Origin of the sequence: Limibacillus halophilus (genome assembly GCF_014191775.1) — a bacterium.
In the GTDB taxonomy this organism is placed as follows: Bacteria; Pseudomonadota; Alphaproteobacteria; order Kiloniellales; family CECT-8803; genus Limibacillus; species Limibacillus halophilus.
This window is the reverse complement of the sequence record NZ_JACHXA010000007.1, coordinates 104627-127004: the sequence shown is the minus strand read 5'-3', so window position 1 is coordinate 127004 and position 22378 is coordinate 104627. Positions and strand designations below refer to the sequence as shown.

The following is a 22378-nucleotide window of genomic DNA, read 5'->3' as shown; positions in this document are numbered from 1 at the left end:
ACCAGGAGATCTGCTTTGTACGAGGGGATGACCCAGGCGAACCAGACGCCCGATAGCGGCATCACGATTGTTGACCTGCGCAGCGATACCGTCACCCAGCCGTCCGAGGGCATGCGTGCCGCCATGGCCGCCGCCATTGTAGGGGACGATGTATACGGCGAAGACCCGACAGTCGCCGCACTAGAGGAGAAAGGCGCCGCCCTTCTCGGCAAACAAACGGCTCTGTTCTTTCCAAGCGGCACGCAAAGCAACCTCGCGGCCTTGCTCACCCACTGCGGGCGCGGCGAGGAGTACATCGCCGGTGACCGCTATCACGTCTATACCAGCGAAGCGGGCGGCGCGGCAGTGTTGGGTGGAATCATGCCCTGCCCCATTGCTACGCAGGCCGATGGCGGCCTGGACCCGGAAGCCGTGCGCGCCGCTATTAAACCCGACGACCCGCACTACCCGGTGACCCGGCTGCTGTGCCTGGAGAACAGTGTTTCTGGAAAAGTCTTGTCGCCGGATCGCATTGCCGGTCCCGCGGCAGTGGCTGCAAAGGCTGGCTTGCGTGTCCATCTGGACGGCGCGCGGCTTTTCAATGCCGCAGTGGCGCTGAACATCCAGGCATCGGAGCTGGCCGCACCCGCGGACAGCGTCTCCATCTGCCTTTCGAAAGGTCTGGGCGCACCGGCGGGGACCCTGCTGGTTGGCGCGGAAGATTTCATTGCCGCCGCGCGGCGACAACGCAAAATTCTTGGTGGCGCCTTGCGCCAGGTCGGGGTCTTGGCCGCTTGTGGGCTCTATGCTTTGGAGAACAACATTCAGCGCCTGGCGGAAGATCACCGCCGCGCGGCGCTTTTGGCCGGCGCCTTGGCGCAATTCGATGGGCTGGAAGTACAACGCCAGGCAGCCCCCTCCAACATGGTCTTCATCACGCCAAGGACAGAAGACCACGCGGCGCTGACCCTATACTTGCGGGATAAAGGTATTCTGATCGGCGGACAGCGCCCGACCATCCGGCTCGTCTTGCACAAGGACATCGACGATGATGGACTGGAGCGCTGTTGCGCCGCCTTTCGGCAGTTCTACAGGTACCGCTAGATCGGCGACTACTGGCAGGCAGGGTTTTCCGGCGTCAAGGTAGCGATATAAGCAATCAAGTCCTGTCGGTCCTTTTGGTCGGGAATGCCAGCATAAGCCATCGTCGTTCCCGGTACCGCGCGACGGGGTGCTTCGAGGAATTGATCCAGGGATTGCGCATCCCAGATGATGCCGGAGTTCCGAAGGGCCTTGGAGTAGTGGAACCCCTCGACGCCGCCCGCCGCCCGGCCCATCAGACCACAATGTTTGGGGCCGGTTCGGTCGTAACTCTGCGCGTGACAAGCCAGACACCGCCCATAGAGGTCTTCACCACGCTGCGGGTCGCCGGTCGTTGCTGTTTCTGCCGACGCGACCGAGGCCATGAAGACTGAAAGAACCAGAGATAAGGCAAGCCGAAGCATGATCTCCTTCAACCTTTCCTGCTTGGATGAGTAACGAGTGGGGCGGCACCAGAGGAGAGAGGGAAAGGTGCCGCCCCGGGGGAGAGAGGGTGTAATCAGTTTACGAAGGCGGAGGGAACCGGGTTCTCGCCCAGTGCCTGACGAAGGACAGCCCAGTGCATCGCTTCGTCGCCAAGGATCGAGGCCGCCGCCTTTGCGAGGTCGCGATTATCGAACAGTGGCACAGCGCCCAGATAAGCGCTGACCGCGCCGCGCTCAAGCCCTGCGGCAAACTGCAGCACATCGGCCTCGGATTTCAACTGATCGGTCGGGAACATGTACTCTTGCTTGGCTTCGGAGGGTGTTCCGCCCAACTTCTTGACGGTGTCAGCCAGAACGTCTGCATGTTCCTTGTGGTGGCCTTGGAATTGCACCGCCACGCCCAACACGCCTTTGCTCAGCAAGCCGCTCTCAGCGCCGACCTGATAGGCTGCGATCGCTTCCAATTCTGCGCTAAGCGCCGTGTTCAGGATCGTTACGTCATTGGCGGTATCGCCGCTGCTGTGCGCCTTTGCAACATTGTCTTGCCCGGCCATAAGCGCAACCGCCGCAGCGCTGAGAACGCCGCCACCAAGACGGCCCAAGGCAACACGGCGATTCAACGGCTTGGTCAAGAGTTCACGGGAAAGGAACGAGGTCGGAAAAGGGTTCTGAATGGACACGGAGTATCTCCCTTGCTGTCGTACATCTGGAATGCCTGCGGCGACAAAAAGCGCCGTACAGTCATTTGATGCACACAAGGAAGAAAAGGTTCCCGATGCAGGTATTGTCAGGCCTGTCACTGCTGGAATCCCGCCCGAAACCCGGCGCTCAGCTTCTGTCGGAGTAGAGCGGCAACAGGCGGCTAAACAACCAGATCCACAGGACGCCCGCCAAGGGCACCATGACCCCATAGATCAAGAAGACGGCGGCGAACCCCCCGGCATCGGCCAGGTAAGCCATGACTTGTACTTCGGCGTAGAGGAGGTACAAGATCAGTACGGAAAGTGTCCCCAGTGTCGCCAACAGCGCGGCCTTGGTAACGACCGAGCGTTCCTCCAATCGGCGCGCATTGAGGGTCAAGAATACTCTGTCAAAGCTCTCGCTGTTGAAATCCATGCCGATTACCTCCTGAAGATTCCCTCTTCCGTCACGATTACATCCATCGGAATGTCATGCGGAAAAGGATGAATTGAGTCCAATCTGCCAACCTCGAAACCGACGCCGATCGCATGTGGACGTTGCCGGCAAGAGGCCAGCGTCCGATCGTAGTAGCCGCCGCCATACCCCAAACGGTACCCTTGCTGATCGAAACCCAGCAGCGGAACCAACAGTACTGTCGGCAGCACAACCTCCCGTTCTGCGGGAATGGGGATGTCCCATATGCCACGCGCCAAGGGTTGGCGGGGCTGCCAACGCCAGAATTCGACCGGCGCAGCTTTCTCGACAACCACCGGAAGCGCTGCCGCAGCGCCATGGCGAATCTGCTCCCGCACAAAGCCGCGCATGTCCGGCTCGCCCTTGAAGGGCCAGTAAAAGCCGATACAACTGGGATCGGACAATCCGAATGCGGCCCGGAGGTTGGATAGCAGCGCCGTTGTTTTCTCAGCGCGCTCGGTTCGATTCATCGCCATCCGGCGTGAGCGCATCAAAGCACGGGTGTTGCGGCGCCAAGGGCGGACGGCCTCCCAGTCAGTAGGGTCCGGTCCGACATCCCCTCCGCAAGCCCCAGGCGATTTGGATAGTTGAAGTATCGGCGACGCATTGTTCATAAGCGACCATGTCCCAATAATGGCAAATGGCGGTCAGCGCCGCCTTGCCACTATCGTTCCGTAGATTTTTATATCTGACAAACGAAACTTTTCTCTAATATCTATCGATAATTCCGATATATAGTCCACAACATGGACTTATCTCTGATTCGGACATTCATCGATGTCACGACCTACGGCAGCTTCTCCGAAGCTTCGGAGCGGCTGCATGTATCGCAATCCACTGTCAGCAGCCGCATCAAGACATTGGAGGATTCCCTGGGCGCGAGCCTGTTTCAGCGCGGCAAGCGCGGCGCGGAGTTGACCGCCGCCGGGCGCCATTTTCACCGACATGCCCTTCAGCTTGTGGAGACCTGGGAGCATGCACGCCAGGATGTGGTACTGCCGGAACGTTACAGCGAGCGGCTTCGCATCGGCAGTGAAGCAGGACTCTGGCTTCGTCTCCTCGATAGCTGGGTCCCTTGGATGCGCAGCACGGCACCCGATGTCGCGCTGCGCCTTGATTCAGGAACGCCGGAAACATTGATGTCGCGCATGGCTGAGGGGCTTTTCGACCTGGTTGTCATGTACACACCCGACAGCCGGCCTGGACTAAACCTCATCAGACTCGGCGAGGAAGATCTTGTTTTGGTCGGCGACCCGGGATCGCTGGAGCGCACCGGTTCCGGTCAGGGCCGGATGTCGCGAAACCTTCCAAAAGGTTATATCTACGTCGACTGGGGGCGTGACTTTGCCGTGGCGCACCGGGCCCACTTTCCGGAGTTTGCCGATCCGGGACTGGTAATTTCCATAGGACTGCTTGCCTACCGAATGGTGCTGGAAACCAAAGGCAGCGGCTACCTCCCCTTCAGCCTGGTTGGTGGCGATCTGAAAAGCGGACGCCTGAAGCGTGTTGAGACCGCTCCCGTTCTGAAGCTACCGATCTATGCGCTGGCGCGAAATTCGCAGGACAGTCCTGCGGCAACACTCGCGATAACAGGGTTTCGGCGGATACTAGAGGAGAAATTTGCCCGCGACGCCTAGCCGCGCTCTTCGCCATCTCGCAAATGTGTGGCGGTCCAAGCCTCTACGGCCTCTTCGGCGACATACTCCTGCACACCCATCTCGGCCGCGAGCAAGGCCACGAGGCGCACCTTTAATTCCTGTCGCGTCAGGTCCTCGGGCAGTTGCCCTTGAAGCGTGGAAATGCGGGCCTCTAGATCCGCCATAAGGCAAACACCGGACATATCCGAGCCTTTCTCCTGTCCCGATGACAATGACCGAGACATCGGGTGTAACGGCTTACTCAATATACTGTGCGCGGCAGCGGCATCTGTATCAAGGTGGCGGACTCTTTGCCGCGGTCACAGCGGTTTCGATTCCGCTCTTACGCTCCCGGTAGGCAATGTAGATCGACCCCCCAAAGATTACCGAGCCGCCGACCCAGGTCCATAGATCGGGCACCTCCTGAAAGATTAGGAACCCCAGGATGCTGGCCCACACCAACTTCAGAAAATCGAACGGCAAGACCACAGTGGTGTCGGCCAACGAAAAAGCCTTTGCAAAACAGAATTGAATCATGCTGCCCAGGGCCCCGATTCCAGCCAGCATCCACCACTGCGCGCCGCTTGGCCACTGCCACACGAATAGCGTTGGGATAAACGAGAAAAGCCCGACAAAGAAAGCAGCCCAGGCCGTGATCGACAAGGGCGACTCGGTTGCGGTCAGGCGCTTGATGACGATCATAGCGCCGGCCCAGGCAACGCTGGACCCCAAAGCCATCAACGCCCCCAGCCCTATTGAATCCGCCCCCGGCCGCAGAATGATGAGCGTGCCGGCAAAGCCAACGCCGATTCCTATCCAGCGCCGCAAACCGACCCGCTCCGCCAAGATCACGATTGCCAGTAACGATGCAAACAGCGGCGCGGTGAAACCAATCGCAGAGATCGTGGCCAACGGTGCCAAGCTTATTGCCCAGAAGAACGTAAGCATGCCCGCCGCGTTGAGCGCACCACGCAGCATGTGGGCGCCGATCCTTTCGGTGCGCACCACCGCTAGGCCGCCCGCGTGCCAGATGACTGGAAGCAACACGATCAAGCCGACGAGACAACGGAAGAATCCGACTTCCAGGGGGTGCAAGTCGTCCGCCAAGTGCTTTATTGCCGACAGCATGATCGTATTCAGAAAGCCGGCTGCAACCATGAAGCCGATTGCCGCCAATGAACTGGCACCAGATCGAGCGGCGATGACGGTGCTAGACGACTGCGGCATGGGTGCTAGCATTTCGCAGCCTTTGCCGGGAAGCTACGATTTTTCGCGCATAGGAGGCATGTTTCAGAGCGCGGCTGAAATTTTGATCACAAGAAGAACGTGACAGCGGGCCGCTTTGTCGGTTAGACCCCGCGTGCTGTAACCGAGAGGGAAGTGATTAGTTTTGGCGCCAACAGGTAAAGCGGCAAGCGGGCAACGCAACGGTGAGACGGCGGCGGATGCGCCACGACGCACCTTCGCAATCATCTCGCACCCCGATGCGGGTAAGACGACATTGACCGAAAAGCTTTTGCTGTTCGGCGACGCCATCCGTCTGGCAGGACAGGTTCGTGCGCGTGGCGAGCGCCGCCGCACGCAATCGGACTGGATGGAAATGGAACGGTCGCGCGGGATTTCGATCACAAGCTCGGTCATGACCTTTGATCATGATGGCATCGTTTTCAACTTGCTGGACACCCCCGGCCACGAAGACTTTAGCGAAGACACCTACCGCACGTTAACCGCCGTCGATTCAGCGATCATGGTGATCGATGCAGCCAAGGGGATCGAGGCGCAGACCCGAAAGCTCTTCGAGGTCTGTCGCTTACGCAACATTCCGATCATTACCTTTGTGAACAAGGTCGATCGGGAAGGTCGCGATCCCTTCGAACTGCTGGACGAGATCGAAAGCGGACTGGCGCTAGATGTCACTCCTCTCATGTGGCCGATGGGCATGGGCGGCCAATTCTATGGCGTTTACGATCTCCAGACGAATCAGCTGCTAACCTCCGACCGCGGTCGCGGCGGTGCTTTTTCGCAGCGGATCCAGTTTGAAGGGCCGGACGATCCGAAGCTGGACGAACGCATTCCCGAGCACATCTTGAGCGCATTCCGCGAAAGCCTGGAGCTTGCCCTTGCGGGATACCCGGAGTTCGACCCAAAGGCTTACCGCGACGGCCACATGACGCCGGTGATCTTCGGCAGTGCGCTCTATGACTATGCGGTAGACGAACTCCTGCAGGCACTTGCCACCCACGCGCCGGCGCCACGGCCGCAACCGGCTGAACCCACGGAAGTTCGGCCGGAAGAAGACCGCGTTACGGGGTTCGTGTTTAAAGTGCAAGCCAACATGGACCCAAACCACAGGGATCGCATCGCCTTCCTTCGGCTCTGCTCGGGGCGTTTCCAACGCGGCATGAAACTACGTCAAGCGCGGAGCGGAAAAACCATGGCCGTGCATAACCCGATCTTCTTCTTCGCCCAGGAGCGCGAGTTGGCGGAAGAGGCCTTTCCCGGCGACATCATCGGGATACCAAACCATGGGACCCTGCGCGTGGGAGACACTCTTTCGGAAGGCGCAGAAGTGCGCTTCACCGGCATTCCAAACTTCGCGCCGGAAATCCTGCGTCGGGTTCGGCTCGATGATCCGATGCGGGCCAAACAGCTTCGCCGCGCCTTAGAGGATTTGGCTGAGGAAGGCGTGACACAGGTATTCCGCCCGCTGCTAGGTTCGGAATGGATTGTCGGTGTGGTCGGCCAGTTGCAACTTGAGGTGCTCGCCTCGCGCATTGCCGCCGAGTACAAGATCGCCGCCGGTTTTGAAACCGCGCCATATGAGGCGGCGCGGTGGGTTACCGCCGAAGACCCGGCGGAAATGAAACGGTTCCAGGAGCGCCACCGCGCCAGCATGGCGGAGGACCGCGACAGCGGTCCGGTTTTCATGGCGCGTAACAGTTGGGAACTGAACCGCACGATTCAGGACTGGCCGAAAATAGGCTTTCACAAGACACGCGAACGCGCCTGACCGCCGGCCTCTTCTACTGGCGATAGAAGCGATGATTGCCGATCTTGCCCAAGGAAGCCATTTCGGCACTCCAGGCCGGTGTCACGCTGGTGGCATGATAATGCAGGGTTTGATCGTTCACGCCCGCAGTACGCGCACCAAAATCCAGGACCATTGCCGCCACTGACAAGGCGTCCTGCCAGGCGCGGGGGTCGCTGGGCTGATCCGAAAGCCCGTCACCGGTCCAGGAAAATTGATAGGGCTGGGTCACAACATCACAGACATTGTCCGGATAGGAGGCACTCGCCACGCGGTTCATGGTGACCTGAGCCACGGCAACTTGCCCCAGGAAAGGTTCGCCCCTGGCCTCGTGATAAACGTTCAATGCCAAACAGGTCAGTGCCGTTGCAATGATACCGCCGATTTCCATGTCATCGCTCCCTGCCGCCACATTCGTTCTTTTTTTGTTCTAAACAGGGAGAGGTAGACGGTCAAGCGATTTGTTCTTTTTTTGTTCCTGCTTGACGCACACCGGCAATCAAGCTTCCGGGCACGGTTAGGGAACCACTGTGACCTTGGTCCCGGCCGCGGTCAGGCGCTTGGCAATATCCTCGGGCGGCGGCACATCGGTTACCAGGTGATCAAACTCTTCGAAATCACAAACCTTGACCAGCGCCGAGCGCTGAAACTTCGAGTGATCCGTGATCACGAGGCGCTCGTCGCCGCACTCTAGAACCCGGCGGGCGAACTCGGCCTCCGCCAATCTGAAATCCATCGGCCCAACGCGGGCATCGATGGCGCCGATCGAGATGATGGCGAAACGGACCTTGAAATTGCTTATGAAATCGATGGCGGAACGCCCAAACGCCGCACCGTTGTCGCCATGCAACTCGCCGCCCGCCATGTAGACCTTGTTGCCATTGACCGTCGCCAGGATGCGCGCGACGTCAGAAGAATTGGTGACGATGATCAAACGCTTCTTCGCCAGCAACTCACGCGCCAGAATACTGGTCGTGGTTCCGGTATCCATCATGACGCTGTCGCCGTCTTCAATCAGGCCAGCGACATGGCGGGCGATCCGGCGTTTGCCTTCCGCGTGTTCACGCAAACGGCGCTCAAATGGCGCTTCCCGAGAGGCATCGACCGCGAAGACCGCACCATGGGTTTTCACAAGTTCGCCACGCTCCACCAGCGGCCGCACATCGCGCCTGATGGTTTCCAGCGAAACACCCAGATCGCTGGCGAGATCGCTCACTCTGGCCGACCCCTGCTCTACCACGCGTTCCAGGATCGCGTTTCTTCTCTTTGTGGTATTCATGTGGTTACCGGTTAAAAATGCCAAATACTAAGATGATATTGCGCAACCTTTATTGGTAAAACCACAGATTATTCGAAAAACACCAATTTTTCACCTCAAAGCTGATTGACTCCAACGAACTGCCGCCGCCAGACTATGCCCCTTAGAAGTAAACAGGGGAGCGTCTGGAGAAGGGCGCCGTCGAGGTAGGGAGACAATCATATGAAGACCGTCAATATGACATTGAGGCGCGCTTTCATCGGCCTTGCTGTGACCGCGGGGCTGAGCCTGGCCGCAGCCAACGTTCAGGCGGAGGTCGAATCGCGCGACCCGATCAAGCTGACGCTACACGACTGGACAGGTCAATTGATCACCACCCAGATCATGGGCGAGGTTCTCAAGAAGGCCGGCTACAATATCGAGTACGTGCAAGCGGACTACATTGCCCAGTTCGCCGGTTTGAAGAGCGGCGATTTACATGTTGCGATGGAAATCTGGGAGACCACGGGACGCGACGCCATGGATGAGGCGACGGCAACCGGCAAGGTCGAGAATCTCGGTGAAACCGGGATGCAGGCGATCGAGGAGTGGTGGTACCCGACCTACATGAAAGAAAAGTGCCCGGGATTGCCGAACTGGGAAGCCTTGAAAGAAGCGTCCTGCGCCGAAGCCTTTGCGACCGCCGAAACCGCTCCTAAGGGGCGCTATCTGGGAGGCCCCGTTACCTGGGGCGGCTTCGACGATGAGCGCGCCGAAGCTCTCGACCTGCCATTCGAGGTCGTGCACGCCGGCACCGATGCCGCGCTGTTTGCAGAGTTGGAAAGTGCGTACCAACGCAAAGCGCCGGTCATGCTTTGGGTTTATGCGCCGCACTGGGCACCTGCGAAGTACGAGGGCGAATGGGTCGAATTTCCGGCCTATACGAAAGAGTGCTACGAAGATCCGTCCTGGGGCAGCAATCCCAACGAAACCTACGACTGCGGTAAACCGCGCGGACCGATCTGGAAGGTCTCTTGGGCCGGGCTCAAAGATAAGTGGCCGGGCGCCAGCAACGCCGTCAAAGCCTTCAACATCAACAACGGCGAGATGGGTGCGATGATCACCGCCGTCGATCTCGAAGGGAAGTCGATCGACGAAGTGGTCGCCGACTGGATGGCAAACAACGAGGCGCGCTGGTCCACCTGGATCAAGTAAGCCGCAAGGCTGTGTTGGCCGCCGACGAGCCTCAAGGTTCGCCGGCGGCCCGCGCCAATCGAGCCGCACTCACCGCACTCAAGCCTGGGAGCCGACAGGTAGGCCATGTCCGAATCAGAAGCGAAGCTCGTCTGCCGGTCCGTCTGGAAAATATTCGGCCCGCACGCGGAGAGTTTCATGGCCGCGCGCGATACTGCCCATCCCATCACTGAAGAAACTCTACAAGAGGCCGGCCTCATCGGCGCTGTCCGCGACGTAAACCTGGAGGTTCGCGAAGGCGAGAGCTTTGTCATTATGGGTCTATCGGGCTCTGGCAAGTCGACGCTGGTGCGCTGCATGTCTCGCTTGATCGAGCCAACCTCAGGTGAAATTCTCTTCAATGGTGAAAATCTGTTGGAAGCCAGCGCGGAGCGCATGGTCCAAATCAGGCGCCATCACATGGGGATGGTGTTTCAGCACTTCGCCCTGCTCCCGCATATGACGGTGCTGGAAAACGTTGCCTTCCCACTTGAGGTTCAGGGATTGAACCGGCGCAGCCGCGAAGAACGCGCCGCCAAAATGGTCGATTTGGTCGGTTTGGCGGGCCGTGAGGGCTTCTATCCACGCGAACTGTCGGGCGGTCAGCAGCAAAGGGTCGGTATCGCCCGCTCCCTGGCCGTCGAACCGGAACTCTGGTTCCTGGACGAGCCCTTCTCCGCCCTCGATCCCTTGATCCGACGGGAAATGCAGGACGAGTTTTTGCGCCTGCAGTCCGTCTTGCAGAAGACCATCGTCTTCATAACACACGATTTTGACGAAGCCATCCGTCTGGCCGACCGCATCGCGATCATGAAAGACGGCGCGGTCGTCCAGATTGGATCACCCGAAGATCTGGTGTTGAACCCCGCAACCGACTACGTGGCCGAGTTCACGCGCAGCGTCGCCAAAGCGAAGGTGATGCGCGCGGCCTCCTTGATGCGGCCGCTCAACGACCAGTTGCCTGCCGACGCGCTCGGGCCAGAGGTTTCTCTCAAGGCTACCATCGCCGAAATCGCCCCGCTCCTGGAACAAGGCATCAGTACGCTAAGAGTGGTTGATGACGCCGGCCAACCTCAGGGCCTTCTGCTGCGCGACGATGTGGTCGCGGTCATGATGCGAGGCTGAGATGGACAGCAGCAGTGCAAGGCGCAGCTTCAAGGGACGAAACCTCGTTTGGCTCGTCGCGCTGACACTATTCGTGCTCCTCTGGCAGTTTGGCGAAACCCTGTTCGCGTGGGCTTTCGAGTATCCCGGCGCCTATGAAATTCCACTGCGCTACTGGATTCGGGATTTCATGAACTGGCTGTTGGATGACGCCGGTTTTGGCCTCTTTTCCTTTACGGAAATGACGCGCTTCATCGCAGATGTCATCGACTTCCCATATCGCGTGGCGCTCAGCTTGCTTTCCACCGGCTTCCTCGAAGGCCAGGGGTCCGACGCCGTACAGGTTGTGCCTCCCCTGTCTTGGGTCGCGATCATCGGCATCATCGCGATGATGGGGCTTTACGCCGGGGGCGTTCGCTTGGCGTTGCTGGTCGCGGGCTGTTTCGGCTTCATTGCACTCTTTGGTCAGTGGGACAGCGCCATGGTAACGCTGGCCTCGATCTTGATCGCCGTCCCGATCGGCATCGTCGGTGGCCTGTTACTGGGTATTCTCGGCTATCGCTCCCGCGGGTTTGAGCGAGCCATTACGCCCATCCTGGATCTGATGCAGACGATCCCGGTTTTTGCCTACCTTGTGCCGATCCTTTTCCTCTTCGGCTTTAGTCCGACGGCAGCCATCGTCGCCACCATCATCTATGCCCTGCCACCCATGACACGCATCAGCATTGTCTCGCTGCGCAGCGTACCGCCCGAGATTAAGGACTTGGGCCGGATGATCGGTTGCACCCGACGGCAAATGACTTGGCGCGTGCTGGTTCCCTCGGCAAGACCAGGGCTCATGGTCGGCGTCAATCAGGTGATCATGCTGTCTTTGAACATGGTGATCATTGCCTCCATGATCGGCGCCGGGGGGTTAGGATACGAGGTGCTTGCAGCCTTGCGGCGGCTGGACATCGGTACCGGCTTCGAGGCTGGGTTTGCCATTGTCGCCCTGGCCATAGCGCTGGATCGCCTCTCGCAAGCCTATGCGGCACGAAGTCGTCAACATAGCGGCGATGACGATCAGCAATTATCCGTCTGGCGACGCTACCCTTACAGTCTTTCCGCGGTCGCGCTCATTGCCGTCACTTTTGTGCTGGGCCTCGGCAGCGTTGCTTTCCAGAGCTATCCGTCGGCGGCTGAAATCTCGACCGGCACCTTCTGGGGCGACATCCTGCGCTGGATCAATATCAATTTCTTCGATCAGCTCGAAGGGTTGAAGAATGCCCTGCTACTGAACCTTCTGATTCCCTTCAAACGCTTCCTTCTCGACCTCCCTTGGCTTGGCGTCGCAGCACTCCTGGCGCTGGCGGGTTGGAGCCTCGGCCGCTGGCGTTTGGCCGCGACCGTCGCTGCACTAGCCTTCCTGATTGCCGCGACCGGGCAATGGGAAAAGGCCATGATCACGGTCTACCTCTGCGGCATCTCGGTCGTTCTCGCGGGGCTGATCGGCATTCCGATCGGCATCCTATCGGCCGAGCGCGAGCGCGTTTGGCGGTTCGTTCGGGTGATTATCGACACGCTCCAGACGCTGCCTTCCTTCGTTTATCTCATGCCTGCGGTGATGTTGTTTCGGGTCGGTGACTTCACGGCCATGCTGGCGGTCATTGCCTATGCGATTTCCCCTGCCATACGCTACACCGCCCACGGCCTCCAGCGTATCGACCCGCAGTTGGTGGAGGCCGGAACGGTCGCCGGTTGCACGCCTATCCAACTGCTTCTCAAGATCAAGCTGAAGCTTGCCTTGCCGGCGATCATGTTGGGCCTCAATCAAACCATCATGCTGGCTCTTTCCATGCTGGTCATCACGGCCCTGGTGGGCACGCGCGACCTCGGTCAGGAGGTCTACATCGCTCTTACCAAGGCCGATACCGGCAGGGGTTTGGTTTCAGGATTGGCTGTGGCTTTCATAGCCATCATCGCTGACCGCCTGATCTCGGCAGGCGCGGCCAAGACCCGGGCCCGACTTGGCCTCTCGCCGGGCGCGGGAGACGAGACATGAGCGACAGCATCACGCGCATCAAGGGCTTGCCAATCTGGGCTGGATCGGTTGACCCGGTGTTGTTGAAAGGCGGCCTGAGCAACGAAAGCTATACCGTGATCGACGCGGGCCGGAAACAGGTTGTCCGCCTGGGCCGTGATTTCCCTTTTCATCACGTCTTTCGTGACCGGGAACTAATGACCACCCGGGCCGCTGTCCGGGCGGGCTTCGCACCGGAGGTGACCTATGCCGCGCCTGGTCTGATGGTTACGGTCTTTATCGAGGGTCAAACCTATGGAGCTGATGAAGTTCAGACCAATCTGGAGCCGATCGCCGATCTGATCCGAGGGTTTCACCAAGCGATGCCGCGTCATGTTAGCGGCGCCGCTTTTCTGTTCTGGGTATTCCATGTAATCCGAGATTATGCCCGCACATTGGAGGCCGGCGGTAGCCGAATGGCGGCAAAGTTGCCGGAGTTTCTGGATTTATCCGAGGAGTTGGAGGCCGTGCAGGTGCCGCTGCCGATCATCTTCGGTCACAATGATCTGCTGCCCGCCAATTTCATCGAGGACGACGAGCGGATTTGGCTGATCGATTTCGAGTACGCCGGTTTCTCCACCGCAATGTTCGATCTGGCGGGTATCGCCTCGAATGCCGGTTTCTCGCCCGAGCAGGACGAAGCGCTTCTGGCCCGTTACTTCAATGAGAAACCGTCGCCCGCCCTGCTGCGGAGTCAAGCCGCCATGAAATGCGCATCCTTGCTGCGCGAGACACTCTGGAGCTTGGTTTCCGAACTCCACCTCTCAGCACCCGGCGTCGACTACGAAGCTTACACACAAGAAAACCTGGACCGCCTCGCCGCTGAACTGGCGCGCTACCGGTCACGTTACGGAAAGGCCTGATACCCCCATGTCGCTTCCCTCCCATTCCCAGATCATCGTCATCGGCGGCGGGATCATCGGCTGTTCCACCGCCTATCATCTGGCCAAGGACCACAAAGCCGAGGTGCTGCTGCTGGAACAAGGCAAGTTGACCTCTGGTTCGACATGGCATGCTGCCGGGCTGGTCGGCCAGTTGCGCTCGTCTGCCAGCATCACCCAGGTGCTACGATACTCGGTCGATCTCTACAAGAAACTGGACGCTGAGACCGGGCTGGAGACGGGTTGGAAGATGAGCGGTTGCTTGCGGCTTGCCTGCAACGAAGACCGCTGGATCGAATTCAAGCGCTTGGCGACGACAGCCCGCAGTTTCAACATGGACATGCATTTGTTGAGCCCCAGCGAGGTCAAGGCCATGTGGCCGCTGATGGATGTGAGCGATCTTGTTGGCGCCACCTTCTTGCCAACGGACGGTCAGGCCAACCCGACCGACATTACGCAGTCACTGGCGAAGGGCGCGCGGATGCACGGCGTCCGGATCGTCGAAGGCGAGCGTGTTACCGGATTCCGGATGGACGGCGAGCGCATCACTGCTGTTGAAACCGCGCAAGGAACGATTGCCTGCGAGACTGTCGTCAACTGCGCCGGACAGTGGGCTCGGCAACTGGGCGAACTGGCTGGCATCAATGTGCCGCTGCAACCAGTCAAGCATCAGTACATCGTTACCGAGCCCATCGCGGGGCTGGCCAGCGACACCGCGACCGTGCGTGACCCGGACCGCCGCACTTACTTCAAGGAAGAAGTCGGCGGCCTCGTCATGGGTGGTTACGAACCTAACCCGCAGGCCTGGACGACCGGCGACGTGCCTGACAGCTTCGAGTTTCAGCTATTCGATGACGATTGGGACCACTTCGAACAACATCTGCATCAGGCCATCGCCCGCGTACCCGCCTTGGAAAACACCGGGGTCAAGCAGATGATCAACGGGCCGGAAAGCTTCACGCCTGATGGCAACTTCATCCTCGGGAGGGCTCCCGAATGCGAAAACATGTATGTCGGCGCCGGTTTTAATGCCTTCGGCATCGCCTCGGGCGGCGGCGCGGGTTGGGTGCTCGCGGAATGGGTGATGAGCGGGGAGGCCCCGCTCGACCTCTGGACGGTGGACATCCGGCGCTTTTCGGAACTTCACCGGGATCGTCAGTGGGTCTGCGACCGCACGCTCGAGGCATACGGCAAGCACTACACCATCGGATTCCCGCACGAGGAGTATGAAACAGGCCGCCCCCGCATCGTTTCGCCGCTCTATGAACGCCTGAAGGAACGCCGGGCGGTCTTTGGCTCGAAGCTGGGATGGGAGAGACCCAATTGGTTCGCACCGCCGGGAACCGAACCGCAGGACCAGTACAGCATGGGACGGCAGAATTGGTTCGACGCCGTCGGCGAGGAGCATCGCGCCGTACGCGAGGCCGTAGGCCTGTTCGACCAATCGTCCTTTGCCAAGTTTGAACTGCGTGGGTCCGGCGCTGCGGCGGCGATGGATGCTATCTGCGCAAACCATGTCTCCAAGCCTGCGGGCCGGCTGACCTACACGCAGCTTCTTAACAGCCGCGGCGGCATCGAATGCGACCTGACGGTGGCGCGATTGGCCGACGATCACTTCTACATCGTGACCGGCACGGGCTTCCGAACACATGACGGCACCTGGATCCGTGACCACCTGCCCGATGGTAGCGAAGCGACTCTGACCGACGTCACCGAGGATTTCGGAACGCTTTCCCTGATGGGCCCCAAAGCACGCGACGTGTTGCAGGCTGTCACCACAGCCGACTGCACGAACGAAGCCTTCCCCTTCGGCCATGTTCAAGAAGTCGAGATTGCGGGGCATCCAGTGCGCGCGCTGCGCATCACCTACGTCGGAGAATTGGGTTGGGAATTGCACACGCCACTCTCGGCGACCGGGGACATCTTCGATGCCTTGATGACGGCAGGCGCAGCCCACGGGATTCGACCCTGTGGATATCGGGCCATCGAATCCTTGCGGCTGGAAAAGGGCTACCGCGCCTGGGGCTCTGACATCACGCCGAACGATTCTCCATTCGAGGCTGGACTTGGTTGGGCCGTTAAGCTGAAGAGAGACATGAACTTCATCGGCCGTGCTGCCGCAGAGCGTACCGCCAACTCACCCCTCAAAAAGAAGCTGGCCTGCTTCACGGTTGAGGACCCAGGCGTCGTTTTGCTGGGCCGGGAGACGATCCTCCGCAACGGCGAATTTGCAGGATACCTGACCAGTGCCGGCTTCGGTTATAGCGTCGGCAAGTCGATCGGTTTCGGATATGTCCGCCACGCCGATGGCGTCAACGACGATTACCTGAGCAGCGGTAAATACGAACTGGTGGTGGCGACCGAACGCGTCCCGGCAACGCTGCACTTGGAAGCGCTCTATGACGCTGCCAACGCCCGCATCAAGGTGTAAGGGAGGTCTGCAATGACCTTTTCCGCTGACCGTCACGCACGCATCATCGTCATCGGCGGCGGGGCCATTGGCACCTCCGTTGCTTACCATCTGGCCAGAGCCGGCGAAAAAGATGTTCTGTTGCTTGAAAAGGCTCAGATCACCGAGGGCTGTACCTGGCACGCAGCCGGACTGGTCGGGCAACTGCGCAGCAAACGAAACCTGACGCGCCTGATGCAGAACTCGGTCGCGGTTTTCGATCGCCTCGCCGAAGAAGCCGATGCGGCGATCGACTGGAAGAAAGTCGGCTCCCTACGCCTTGCTTCCTCCCCGGATCGCTGGAGTGAAATCCGCCGCTCGATGGGCCAGGCTCGCAGTTTCGACGTGGAGTGCCACGCGCTCTCTGCCGAGGAAGCCGCCAAGCTTTTCCCCTACATCACGACAGAGGGAATCGAGGGTGCTGCCTTCATTCCCGGCGATGGTTACATCGACCCCTATGCTCTGACCCAGGCTTTCGCTAAGGCCGCGCGCAAATACGGCGCAAAGATCGAAGAGCACACCAGTGTCGTTGAGATTGTCCGCCGTGGCCGCCGCATCCTGGGCGTGGTCACCGATCACGGAACTATTGGCTGCGATATTCTAGTCAACTGTGCCGGCCTTTGGGCCAAGCGCGTTGGTGAGATGGCCGGGGTAGCGCTGGCCGCAGGAGTTGTCGAGCATCAATACTTCCTTACGGAAAAAACACTGGACTTACCGAAAGACCTGACGACCCTGCGCGACCCGGACAAGAACTTTTATCTGAAACCCGATACCGGGTCCTTCGCCATCGGCGGTTGGGAGGAAGGCACGCGCGGGTGCTGGCGCGGCAAGCCGCCACTGGATTTCGGCCGCGAGCTTTTTGAAGGCAACCTGGATCGCCTGGAGCGTTTCGCGTTACCCGCTGCGGAACGCCTGCCGGTTTTGAATGAGATCGGCATTCAGACGATCATTAACGGCCCGATCCCGGTCTCCGCCGATGGCGAGCCAATGATGGGCCTGGCGCCCGGTCTGGATAATTTCTTCGTCGCCTGCGGTTTCACGGCCGGGATTGCCGCTTCGGGAGGGGCCGGTCAGGCCATGTCGAACTGGATCCTCGAAGGCGACCCGGGTATGGACCTCTGGTCTTTGGACGTTCGGCGTTTCGGCCCGGTACACGCGCAGGCTCGCTACTTGGAACAGCGCGCCGTCGAGGCCTATGCCGCGTACTATAAGATCCACTGGCCCGCAGAGGAATCGCTCGCCGGACGCGGTCTGCGCCGCTCAGCCCTCTACGAACCGCTAAAGGCGCGCGGCGCGGTCTTCGGCTCCAAGTTTGGTTGGGAGCGGCCGAATTGGTTCCGTCGCGACGGCGACCCACTGGAAGACGTGCCGAGCTTCGAAGGCAAACCAAGTTGGTTCGACGGTGTGGGAGAAGAGGTGCGCGCCATTCGAGAGCGCGTGGCCCTAATCGACCAAAGCTCCTTCTCAAAGTTCGAATTGCGAGGGCCGGGAACGTTTGCAGCCTTGCAAAGGATCGCCGCCAACGATCTCTCGGGGCCCAAGGGAAAAGCAATCTACACTCAACTCTGCAACGACCGGGGCGGGATCGAGGCCGATGTAACGCTGTTGCATTTGGACGATGATCACTTCTGGCTTGTCACCGGGTCAGGCTTTGGCGTTCGCGATAGCGACTGGATCGAACGACAATTGCCCGGCGCAGGCGTGTCGATGGTTGAGATCACAGGCGCATACGCCACCATCAATGTTTGCGGGCCGCACGCGCGCAAAGTTCTGCAAACCGTCAGCGACGATGATCTATCCAACGAGGCTTTCCCCTTTCTCGCAATCCGCAAGATTGGATTAGCCAACGCGCAGGCCCTGGCCGTTCGTGTCGGCTATGTCGGTGAACTCGGATACGAGCTCTATATCCCACAGGAGTTTGCCGCCGCCGTTTACGAAGCCCTGTGGGAGGCCGGTGAAACTCATGGCATGTCCAATGCGGGCTACCGTGCGGTTGAAAGTTGCCGCTTAGAAAAGGGTTACCTTTACTGGTCGGGCGACATCAGCCCGGACTACAACCCCTATGAAGCTGGGTTGGGCTTTTGCGTCGCCTTGGAAAAGGGCGACTTCACTGGTCGCAAAGCGTTAACCCACATTCATGAAAAAGGCGTCAGCCGTAAGCTGGTGTCCCTGGCAATCGATGGTTTCGCCCCACTCTTGGGTGGGGAGCCAATCTTGCTGGATGGCAAAGTCGTCGGTTCGACGACCTCTTGCGGTTATGGTCACTGGACCGGCAAGACCATCGCTTTTGCCTATCTACCGACAAAAATCGCCGGAAAGACCGCTTTTGAGATCGAGGCCTTTGGACAGAACTGGCACGCCACGCGCGGCGCACGTTGCCTCTACGACCCAAAGATGGAGCGACTGAAAGCTTGACGGAGGACCCCATGACTGATGACGCGCTAGATCAGGCTCGTGCCGTTCTGGACCAGCTACCGATTTTTGCCGGGATTGATCCGGCAAACGTGAAACTGGAGCGCCTTGGCGGCCTGACCAACCTGGTCTTCAGGGTCTCGTCTGGCGAGTGCGCTTGGTGCCTGCGTATCCCCGGTAAGGGTACCGAGGAATACATCGACCGGAAGAACGAAGCGAAGGCCGCACGGGAAACGGCGAAGGCCGGTGTCAGTCCGGAACTGCTCTTTGTCGATCCCGATAGCGGCATCATGGTCACTGCATTCATCGAGGATACGATCACGATGACCCCAAAGGCCTTCGCACAGCGCAAGGGCGCAGCGGCACGTGCTGGAGAAGCTTTCCGTAAGCTGCACCATAGCGGCGCCAAGTTCGATTTTCGTTTCGAGCTATTCGCGATGATCGACGATTATCTAAAAATTCTTTCTGGCAAAACGGTCGATTTACCAGAAGGCTACCACCAAGTACTGGGCGAAGCTGAAACACTGCGCGCAGCCCTTGCTGCGCACCCACTGCCGCTGGCACCCTGTCATTGCGATCCCCTTTGCGAGAATTTTCTCGATACGGGCAGCCGTATGTGGATGGTCGACTGGGAATATTCCGGCATGAATGATCCGCTATGGGATCTGGGCGACCTTTCTGTCGAAGGCGTTTTCAGCGAGGCGCAGGACCACGAAATGCTTTGCGCCTATTTCGGACGGGAACCAGCGCCCGGCGAACAGGGTCGGATGGTTATTTACAAGGCTATGTGCGATCTACTGTGGACCCTGTGGGGCCTGATCCAACACGCCAATAAAAATCCGGTGGACGACTTTTGGGCCTATTCGACGGAACGCTTCGAACGCTGCAAATCTCTTATGGGAAGCGAAGGATTTGTGGACCACGTTTCCGCCGTGCGGGCCGGTCCTTAGAACGCCTGTACAGCCAGTGCCGTCATTCGTTGGGATCTGCCTTCCTATAGCGCTGCAGCACGATTGAGCCGTAGAGCACCGCCACCTCAAGAAGCGAACGAGCCGAATACCCGGCAGCTTGGAAAGCCTCCCGTTCGGCGCCTTCAGCCCAACCGCCGCAGTGGGTGAGGCTCCGTGCATAACGCCACAGCGCCATCAATTTTGCATCATCTGCCGGGGGCAAACCTCGATCTTCGAGCGCTTCGTCATATTCACGTTGTTCGAGATCGGCCGCTTCAAGCTGAAAGGCCTGCACAACCAACGCATGTTCGTCGGCGGTTAGTTCCGAAACCAGGCCCAGCGCCGTCAAATCCCCCACCGTGTTGGCGGTAGAGCGCTCGAACCGGAGCTTGCCCTCAAGATCAGGAAGCCTTGAATTGGAGAGAGGCACTGAGGCCTCCGCCGAATAGAATGTGCTACGCGAATAAGACACCATTTGGGCTCCCTGCAATTTACGGCTTAGTAGGCGCACTGGAGTATTGGATGCAGTTCTTCGTAATAGGTTACGATCCGCGCTGATCCGTTCCATTCACAGATTGGAGAGCACTGCACCAAGTTTACCAAATGGGGTAAGCTCAGGTCAGCTCAGGGTGGAGAGGATGATGACGCGCGACCCGATGCTCAGTCTGCCGGTAATCGACATGACACCTCTATTTGGCGATGACGACAAAGCACGCCAGCAGGTTGCACGTGCAATCGACACCGCTTGCCGCAAGGTGGGGTTCTTTTACGTTGTTGGCCACGCGATCCCCTCGCAATGCCTCACCGATTTGGAGGCCGAAAGCCGCGCTTTCTTTGCGCTACCCCTGACTGAAAAAATGCAGGTAGCCATGGCGCGGGGCGGTGCTGCGTGGCGCGGATACTTTCCTGTTGGCAACGAACTGACTTCAGGCAAGCCCGATAACAAGGAGGGATTGTATTTCGGCAGCGATCTGCCGAACGATCATCCGCGGGTACGGGGCGGATGGCCGCTGCATGGCGCCAACCTTTGGCCGAGCAAACCAGCCGGCCTACGCAATGCCGTCGAGACCTACATGACGGCCACCACGCGAGCGGGACAAGCGTTGTTGGAGGGCATTTCTCTTAGCCTGGGGTTGGACCGGTACTACTTCCTGAACACCTACACAGCCAACCCTACAGTCTTGTTCCGGGTATTCCATTACCCGGCAGAAATGCCCGAATCCTGGCGGGAATCCTGGGGTGCCGGCGCACATTGCGATTATGGCCTGTTGACCTTGCTGGCACAGGATCGCTACGGCGGTCTGGAGGTCAAGACCCCCAATGGTTGGATTCAAGCACCGCCGATAGAAGGGGCGTTGGTTTGTAACATCGGCGACATGCTGGAGCGCTTGACCGGCGGTACCTACCGCTCGACCCTGCACCGGGTCATGAACCGGAGCGGTCACGATCGTTTGTCTTTTCCATTGTTTCTTGATCCAGATTTCGCCGCGGAAATTGTCCCCCTTCCGCGGTTAGCGAGAGATCACATCGATGCACCGCGTTGGGACGGCGAAGATCCTCATATTTTCTCTGGCCGCTATGGCGATTACCTCTTAAGCAAGGTCGCCAAGGTGTTTCCGACGCTTGGCGCAGATCATCTCGAACACGGGACGACAGTAAGCCCTGAGCACCAAAACAAGGATTTCCAGCCGCAATGAAGCTCTATCCCTACCGCCTCCTGGACGTTTTCACGGACAAGCCCTTCGCCGGCAACCCCTTGGCCGTGGTCACCGACGCCCATGGACTGAGCGACGCGACAATGCAAAGCATCGCCGCTGAATTCAATCTCTCGGAGACAGTGTTTGTGTTCCCTCGCCGTGATTCCGACACAACCTTCGATCTTCGCATCATGACGCCACAGATAGAACTTCCTTTCGCTGGTCACCCAACAGTAGGTACCGCCGTAACTCTTGCCTTGGCAGCGAATGAACCGGGGCCAGCGATGACCTTTACTCTGGTACCACCCATTGGTCCGATAGCTGCGCAAGCAGAACGTTTGGGTAGCGATACGGGGCGCGCGCGCTTTACGGCGCCCAAGTTGCCCGAGCGGCTCCCGGTGAAATGCGACGCCGCTTTAGCAGCAAAGCTTTTGGGCCTCCCAGTCTCCGCTATCGCAAAATGGGGGCCGACAGCTTGGTCGGCAGGGGTGCCGTTTGTCTTTATCCCGCTCACAAGCGAGGACGCCCTGGCTTCGATCCTGGTTGACCTAGGCCTATGGAAGACCTCGGTGTCCCAGAGCCCCGCCCCGCACCTCTATCCCTATCTTCTCGACCCCCGGCAACCCGAAGAAGTACAGGCCCGCATGTTTGCGCCGGCGATGGGTATTGCCGAGGACGCAGCCACCGGCGGCGCAGCGGCTGCTTTTGCGGGCGAATATGCGACCGTTCTCAGCCTCCGTGATGGTGACCACGCAGTCGTCATTCGGCAAGGCGAGGCCATGGGACGCCCCAGTCGCCTGGACCTCGACCTTAGGATCGCAAGTAATAAGCTAGCTCGTGTAACGCTCGGGGGCAGTGCCGTGGTGATCGGTGAAGGGAACCTGAAACTCAAGGATTAGTGGAGCGATTCGCTGCGCCGACTCGTATGAGAATGATGTCACAGGATTAGGCATTCTGTATCGATTACTACATCAATATTCAATTAAAGTGCAGTATATAAAACCAGAGCGTTGTTCAATTTCACCGCTCGT

General features: G+C 59.3%; 21 protein-coding genes. 12 read left to right on the top strand and 9 right to left on the bottom strand.

The genetic code is table 11. The features are described 5' to 3' along the window. Positions 1-27 precede the first annotated feature (27 nt). A complete protein-coding gene (gene ltaE / locus FHR98_RS12655) occupies positions 28-1083 on the top strand; it encodes a low-specificity L-threonine aldolase (RefSeq protein WP_183417068.1) in 1056 nt (351 codons plus the stop codon). A gap of 8 nt (positions 1084-1091) precedes the next feature. Here ltaE and FHR98_RS12650 read toward each other — a convergent pair whose 3' ends face one another. The 4 genes from FHR98_RS12650 to FHR98_RS12635 form a co-directional block, all read right to left on the bottom strand. After that, complete coding sequence (locus FHR98_RS12650; RefSeq protein ID WP_183417067.1) at positions 1092-1484, bottom strand: c-type cytochrome; 393 nt, start codon at positions 1482-1484, stop codon at positions 1092-1094. Between the two features lie 95 nt (positions 1485-1579). Then, positions 1580-2185, bottom strand: a complete 606-nt coding sequence (locus tag FHR98_RS12645; RefSeq protein WP_221205884.1) for a ferritin-like domain-containing protein — start codon at positions 2183-2185, stop codon at positions 1580-1582. Positions 2186-2333: 148 nt separating this feature from the next. Then, positions 2334-2621, bottom strand: a complete 288-nt coding sequence (locus FHR98_RS12640; RefSeq protein WP_183417065.1) for a hypothetical protein — start codon at positions 2619-2621, stop codon at positions 2334-2336. Positions 2622-2626: 5 nt separating this feature from the next. After that, positions 2627-3274: a 5-formyltetrahydrofolate cyclo-ligase gene (locus tag FHR98_RS12635; protein ID WP_183417064.1), complete on the bottom strand. Its 648-nt coding sequence runs from the start codon at positions 3272-3274 to the stop codon at positions 2627-2629. 132 nt (positions 3275-3406) lie between these two features. Here FHR98_RS12635 and FHR98_RS12630 point away from each other — a divergent pair, with 132 nt between their 5' ends. After that, complete coding sequence (locus FHR98_RS12630) at positions 3407-4297, top strand: LysR family transcriptional regulator (RefSeq protein WP_183417063.1); 891 nt, start codon at positions 3407-3409, stop codon at positions 4295-4297. On the opposite strand, the gene FHR98_RS12625 is transcribed toward FHR98_RS12630, so the two are convergent. Further along, the gene (locus tag FHR98_RS12625) at positions 4294-4500 is read right to left on the bottom strand and encodes a hypothetical protein (protein ID WP_183417062.1); all 207 of its coding nucleotides are present in this window, start codon (positions 4498-4500) and stop codon (positions 4294-4296) included. The two genes, FHR98_RS12630 and FHR98_RS12625, sit on opposite strands and share 4 nt — an antisense overlap. 91 nt (positions 4501-4591) lie before the next feature. Next, complete coding sequence (locus FHR98_RS12620; RefSeq protein WP_183417061.1) at positions 4592-5524, bottom strand: DMT family transporter; 933 nt, start codon at positions 5522-5524, stop codon at positions 4592-4594. Positions 5525-5687: 163 nt separating this feature from the next. Here FHR98_RS12620 and FHR98_RS12615 point away from each other — a divergent pair, with 163 nt between their 5' ends. Next, positions 5688-7307: a peptide chain release factor 3 gene (locus FHR98_RS12615; RefSeq protein WP_183417060.1), complete on the top strand. Its 1620-nt coding sequence runs from the start codon at positions 5688-5690 to the stop codon at positions 7305-7307. A gap of 13 nt (positions 7308-7320) precedes the next feature. Here FHR98_RS12615 and FHR98_RS12610 read toward each other — a convergent pair whose 3' ends face one another. Both FHR98_RS12610 and FHR98_RS12605 read right to left on the bottom strand, forming a co-directional pair. Then, positions 7321-7716: a cell wall hydrolase gene (locus tag FHR98_RS12610; protein ID WP_183417059.1), complete on the bottom strand. Its 396-nt coding sequence runs from the start codon at positions 7714-7716 to the stop codon at positions 7321-7323. 126 nt (positions 7717-7842) lie between these two features. Next, complete coding sequence (locus tag FHR98_RS12605) at positions 7843-8604, bottom strand: DeoR/GlpR family DNA-binding transcription regulator (protein WP_183417058.1); 762 nt, start codon at positions 8602-8604, stop codon at positions 7843-7845. Between the two features lie 201 nt (positions 8605-8805). Here FHR98_RS12605 and FHR98_RS12600 point away from each other — a divergent pair, with 201 nt between their 5' ends. The 7 genes from FHR98_RS12600 (at position 8806) to FHR98_RS12570 (ending at position 19650) form a co-directional block, all read left to right on the top strand. Continuing rightward, the gene (locus tag FHR98_RS12600) at positions 8806-9777 is read left to right on the top strand and encodes an ABC transporter substrate-binding protein (protein ID WP_246377808.1); all 972 of its coding nucleotides are present in this window, start codon (positions 8806-8808) and stop codon (positions 9775-9777) included. A 105-nt stretch (positions 9778-9882) separates the two neighbouring features. Next, positions 9883-10920 carry a quaternary amine ABC transporter ATP-binding protein gene (locus FHR98_RS12595; RefSeq protein ID WP_183417057.1) on the top strand — a complete coding sequence of 346 codons (1038 nt, stop codon included), beginning with the start codon at positions 9883-9885 and terminating at the stop codon, positions 10918-10920. Between the two features lies 1 nt (position 10921). After that, positions 10922-12940 (top strand): ABC transporter permease, encoded by a 2019-nt coding sequence (locus FHR98_RS12590; protein WP_183417056.1) that lies wholly within the window; start codon positions 10922-10924, stop codon positions 12938-12940. Further along, a complete protein-coding gene (locus FHR98_RS12585; protein ID WP_183417055.1) occupies positions 12937-13821 on the top strand; it encodes a phosphotransferase family protein in 885 nt (294 codons plus the stop codon). Before FHR98_RS12590 ends, FHR98_RS12585 begins: the two co-directional genes overlap by 4 nt. 7 nt (positions 13822-13828) lie before the next feature. Continuing rightward, the gene (locus tag FHR98_RS12580; RefSeq protein WP_183417054.1) at positions 13829-16270 is read left to right on the top strand and encodes a GcvT family protein; all 2442 of its coding nucleotides are present in this window, start codon (positions 13829-13831) and stop codon (positions 16268-16270) included. A gap of 12 nt (positions 16271-16282) precedes the next feature. After that, positions 16283-18703: a GcvT family protein gene (locus tag FHR98_RS12575; protein ID WP_183417053.1), complete on the top strand. Its 2421-nt coding sequence runs from the start codon at positions 16283-16285 to the stop codon at positions 18701-18703. An 11-nt stretch (positions 18704-18714) separates the two neighbouring features. Further along, the gene (locus tag FHR98_RS12570; RefSeq protein ID WP_183417052.1) at positions 18715-19650 is read left to right on the top strand and encodes a choline/ethanolamine kinase family protein; all 936 of its coding nucleotides are present in this window, start codon (positions 18715-18717) and stop codon (positions 19648-19650) included. A 22-nt stretch (positions 19651-19672) separates the two neighbouring features. On the opposite strand, the gene FHR98_RS12565 is transcribed toward FHR98_RS12570, so the two are convergent. Then, complete coding sequence (locus tag FHR98_RS12565) at positions 19673-20125, bottom strand: hypothetical protein (protein WP_183417051.1); 453 nt, start codon at positions 20123-20125, stop codon at positions 19673-19675. A gap of 163 nt (positions 20126-20288) precedes the next feature. Here FHR98_RS12565 and FHR98_RS12560 point away from each other — a divergent pair, with 163 nt between their 5' ends. Continuing rightward, positions 20289-21347 (top strand): isopenicillin N synthase family dioxygenase, encoded by a 1059-nt coding sequence (locus tag FHR98_RS12560; protein WP_183417050.1) that lies wholly within the window; start codon positions 20289-20291, stop codon positions 21345-21347. Then, positions 21344-22246, top strand: a complete 903-nt coding sequence (locus FHR98_RS12555; protein WP_183417049.1) for a PhzF family phenazine biosynthesis protein — start codon at positions 21344-21346, stop codon at positions 22244-22246. Before FHR98_RS12560 ends, FHR98_RS12555 begins: the two co-directional genes overlap by 4 nt. Positions 22247-22378 lie beyond the last annotated feature (132 nt).

Excerpts from the sequence above, each read along its gene's own strand:
- FHR98_RS12600 (WP_246377808.1), top strand. The coding sequence starts at position 8,806 with ATGAAGACCGTCAATATGACATTGAGGCGCGCTTTCATCGGCCTTGCT.
- FHR98_RS12585 (WP_183417055.1), top strand. The coding sequence starts at position 12,937 with ATGAGCGACAGCATCACGCGCATCAAGGGCTTGCCAATCTGGGCTGGA.
- FHR98_RS12555 (WP_183417049.1), top strand. The coding sequence starts at position 21,344 with ATGAAGCTCTATCCCTACCGCCTCCTGGACGTTTTCACGGACAAGCCC.
- FHR98_RS12560 (WP_183417050.1), top strand. The coding sequence starts at position 20,289 with ATGATGACGCGCGACCCGATGCTCAGTCTGCCGGTAATCGACATGACA.
- FHR98_RS12610 (WP_183417059.1), bottom strand. The coding sequence starts at position 7,716 with ATGGAAATCGGCGGTATCATTGCAACGGCACTGACCTGTTTGGCATTG.
- FHR98_RS12590 (WP_183417056.1), top strand. The coding sequence starts at position 10,922 with ATGGACAGCAGCAGTGCAAGGCGCAGCTTCAAGGGACGAAACCTCGTT.
- FHR98_RS12625 (WP_183417062.1), bottom strand. The coding sequence starts at position 4,500 with ATGTCCGGTGTTTGCCTTATGGCGGATCTAGAGGCCCGCATTTCCACG.
- ltaE (WP_183417068.1), top strand. The coding sequence starts at position 28 with ATGACCCAGGCGAACCAGACGCCCGATAGCGGCATCACGATTGTTGAC.
- FHR98_RS12565 (WP_183417051.1), bottom strand. The coding sequence starts at position 20,125 with ATGGTGTCTTATTCGCGTAGCACATTCTATTCGGCGGAGGCCTCAGTG.
- FHR98_RS12640 (WP_183417065.1), bottom strand. The coding sequence starts at position 2,621 with ATGGATTTCAACAGCGAGAGCTTTGACAGAGTATTCTTGACCCTCAAT.
- FHR98_RS12630 (WP_183417063.1), top strand. The coding sequence starts at position 3,407 with ATGGACTTATCTCTGATTCGGACATTCATCGATGTCACGACCTACGGC.
- FHR98_RS12650 (WP_183417067.1), bottom strand. The coding sequence starts at position 1,484 with ATGCTTCGGCTTGCCTTATCTCTGGTTCTTTCAGTCTTCATGGCCTCG.
- FHR98_RS12595 (WP_183417057.1), top strand. The coding sequence starts at position 9,883 with ATGTCCGAATCAGAAGCGAAGCTCGTCTGCCGGTCCGTCTGGAAAATA.
- FHR98_RS12635 (WP_183417064.1), bottom strand. The coding sequence starts at position 3,274 with ATGAACAATGCGTCGCCGATACTTCAACTATCCAAATCGCCTGGGGCT.
- FHR98_RS12620 (WP_183417061.1), bottom strand. The coding sequence starts at position 5,524 with ATGCCGCAGTCGTCTAGCACCGTCATCGCCGCTCGATCTGGTGCCAGT.
- FHR98_RS12570 (WP_183417052.1), top strand. The coding sequence starts at position 18,715 with ATGACTGATGACGCGCTAGATCAGGCTCGTGCCGTTCTGGACCAGCTA.
- FHR98_RS12575 (WP_183417053.1), top strand. The coding sequence starts at position 16,283 with ATGACCTTTTCCGCTGACCGTCACGCACGCATCATCGTCATCGGCGGC.
- FHR98_RS12605 (WP_183417058.1), bottom strand. The coding sequence starts at position 8,604 with ATGAATACCACAAAGAGAAGAAACGCGATCCTGGAACGCGTGGTAGAG.
- FHR98_RS12580 (WP_183417054.1), top strand. The coding sequence starts at position 13,829 with ATGTCGCTTCCCTCCCATTCCCAGATCATCGTCATCGGCGGCGGGATC.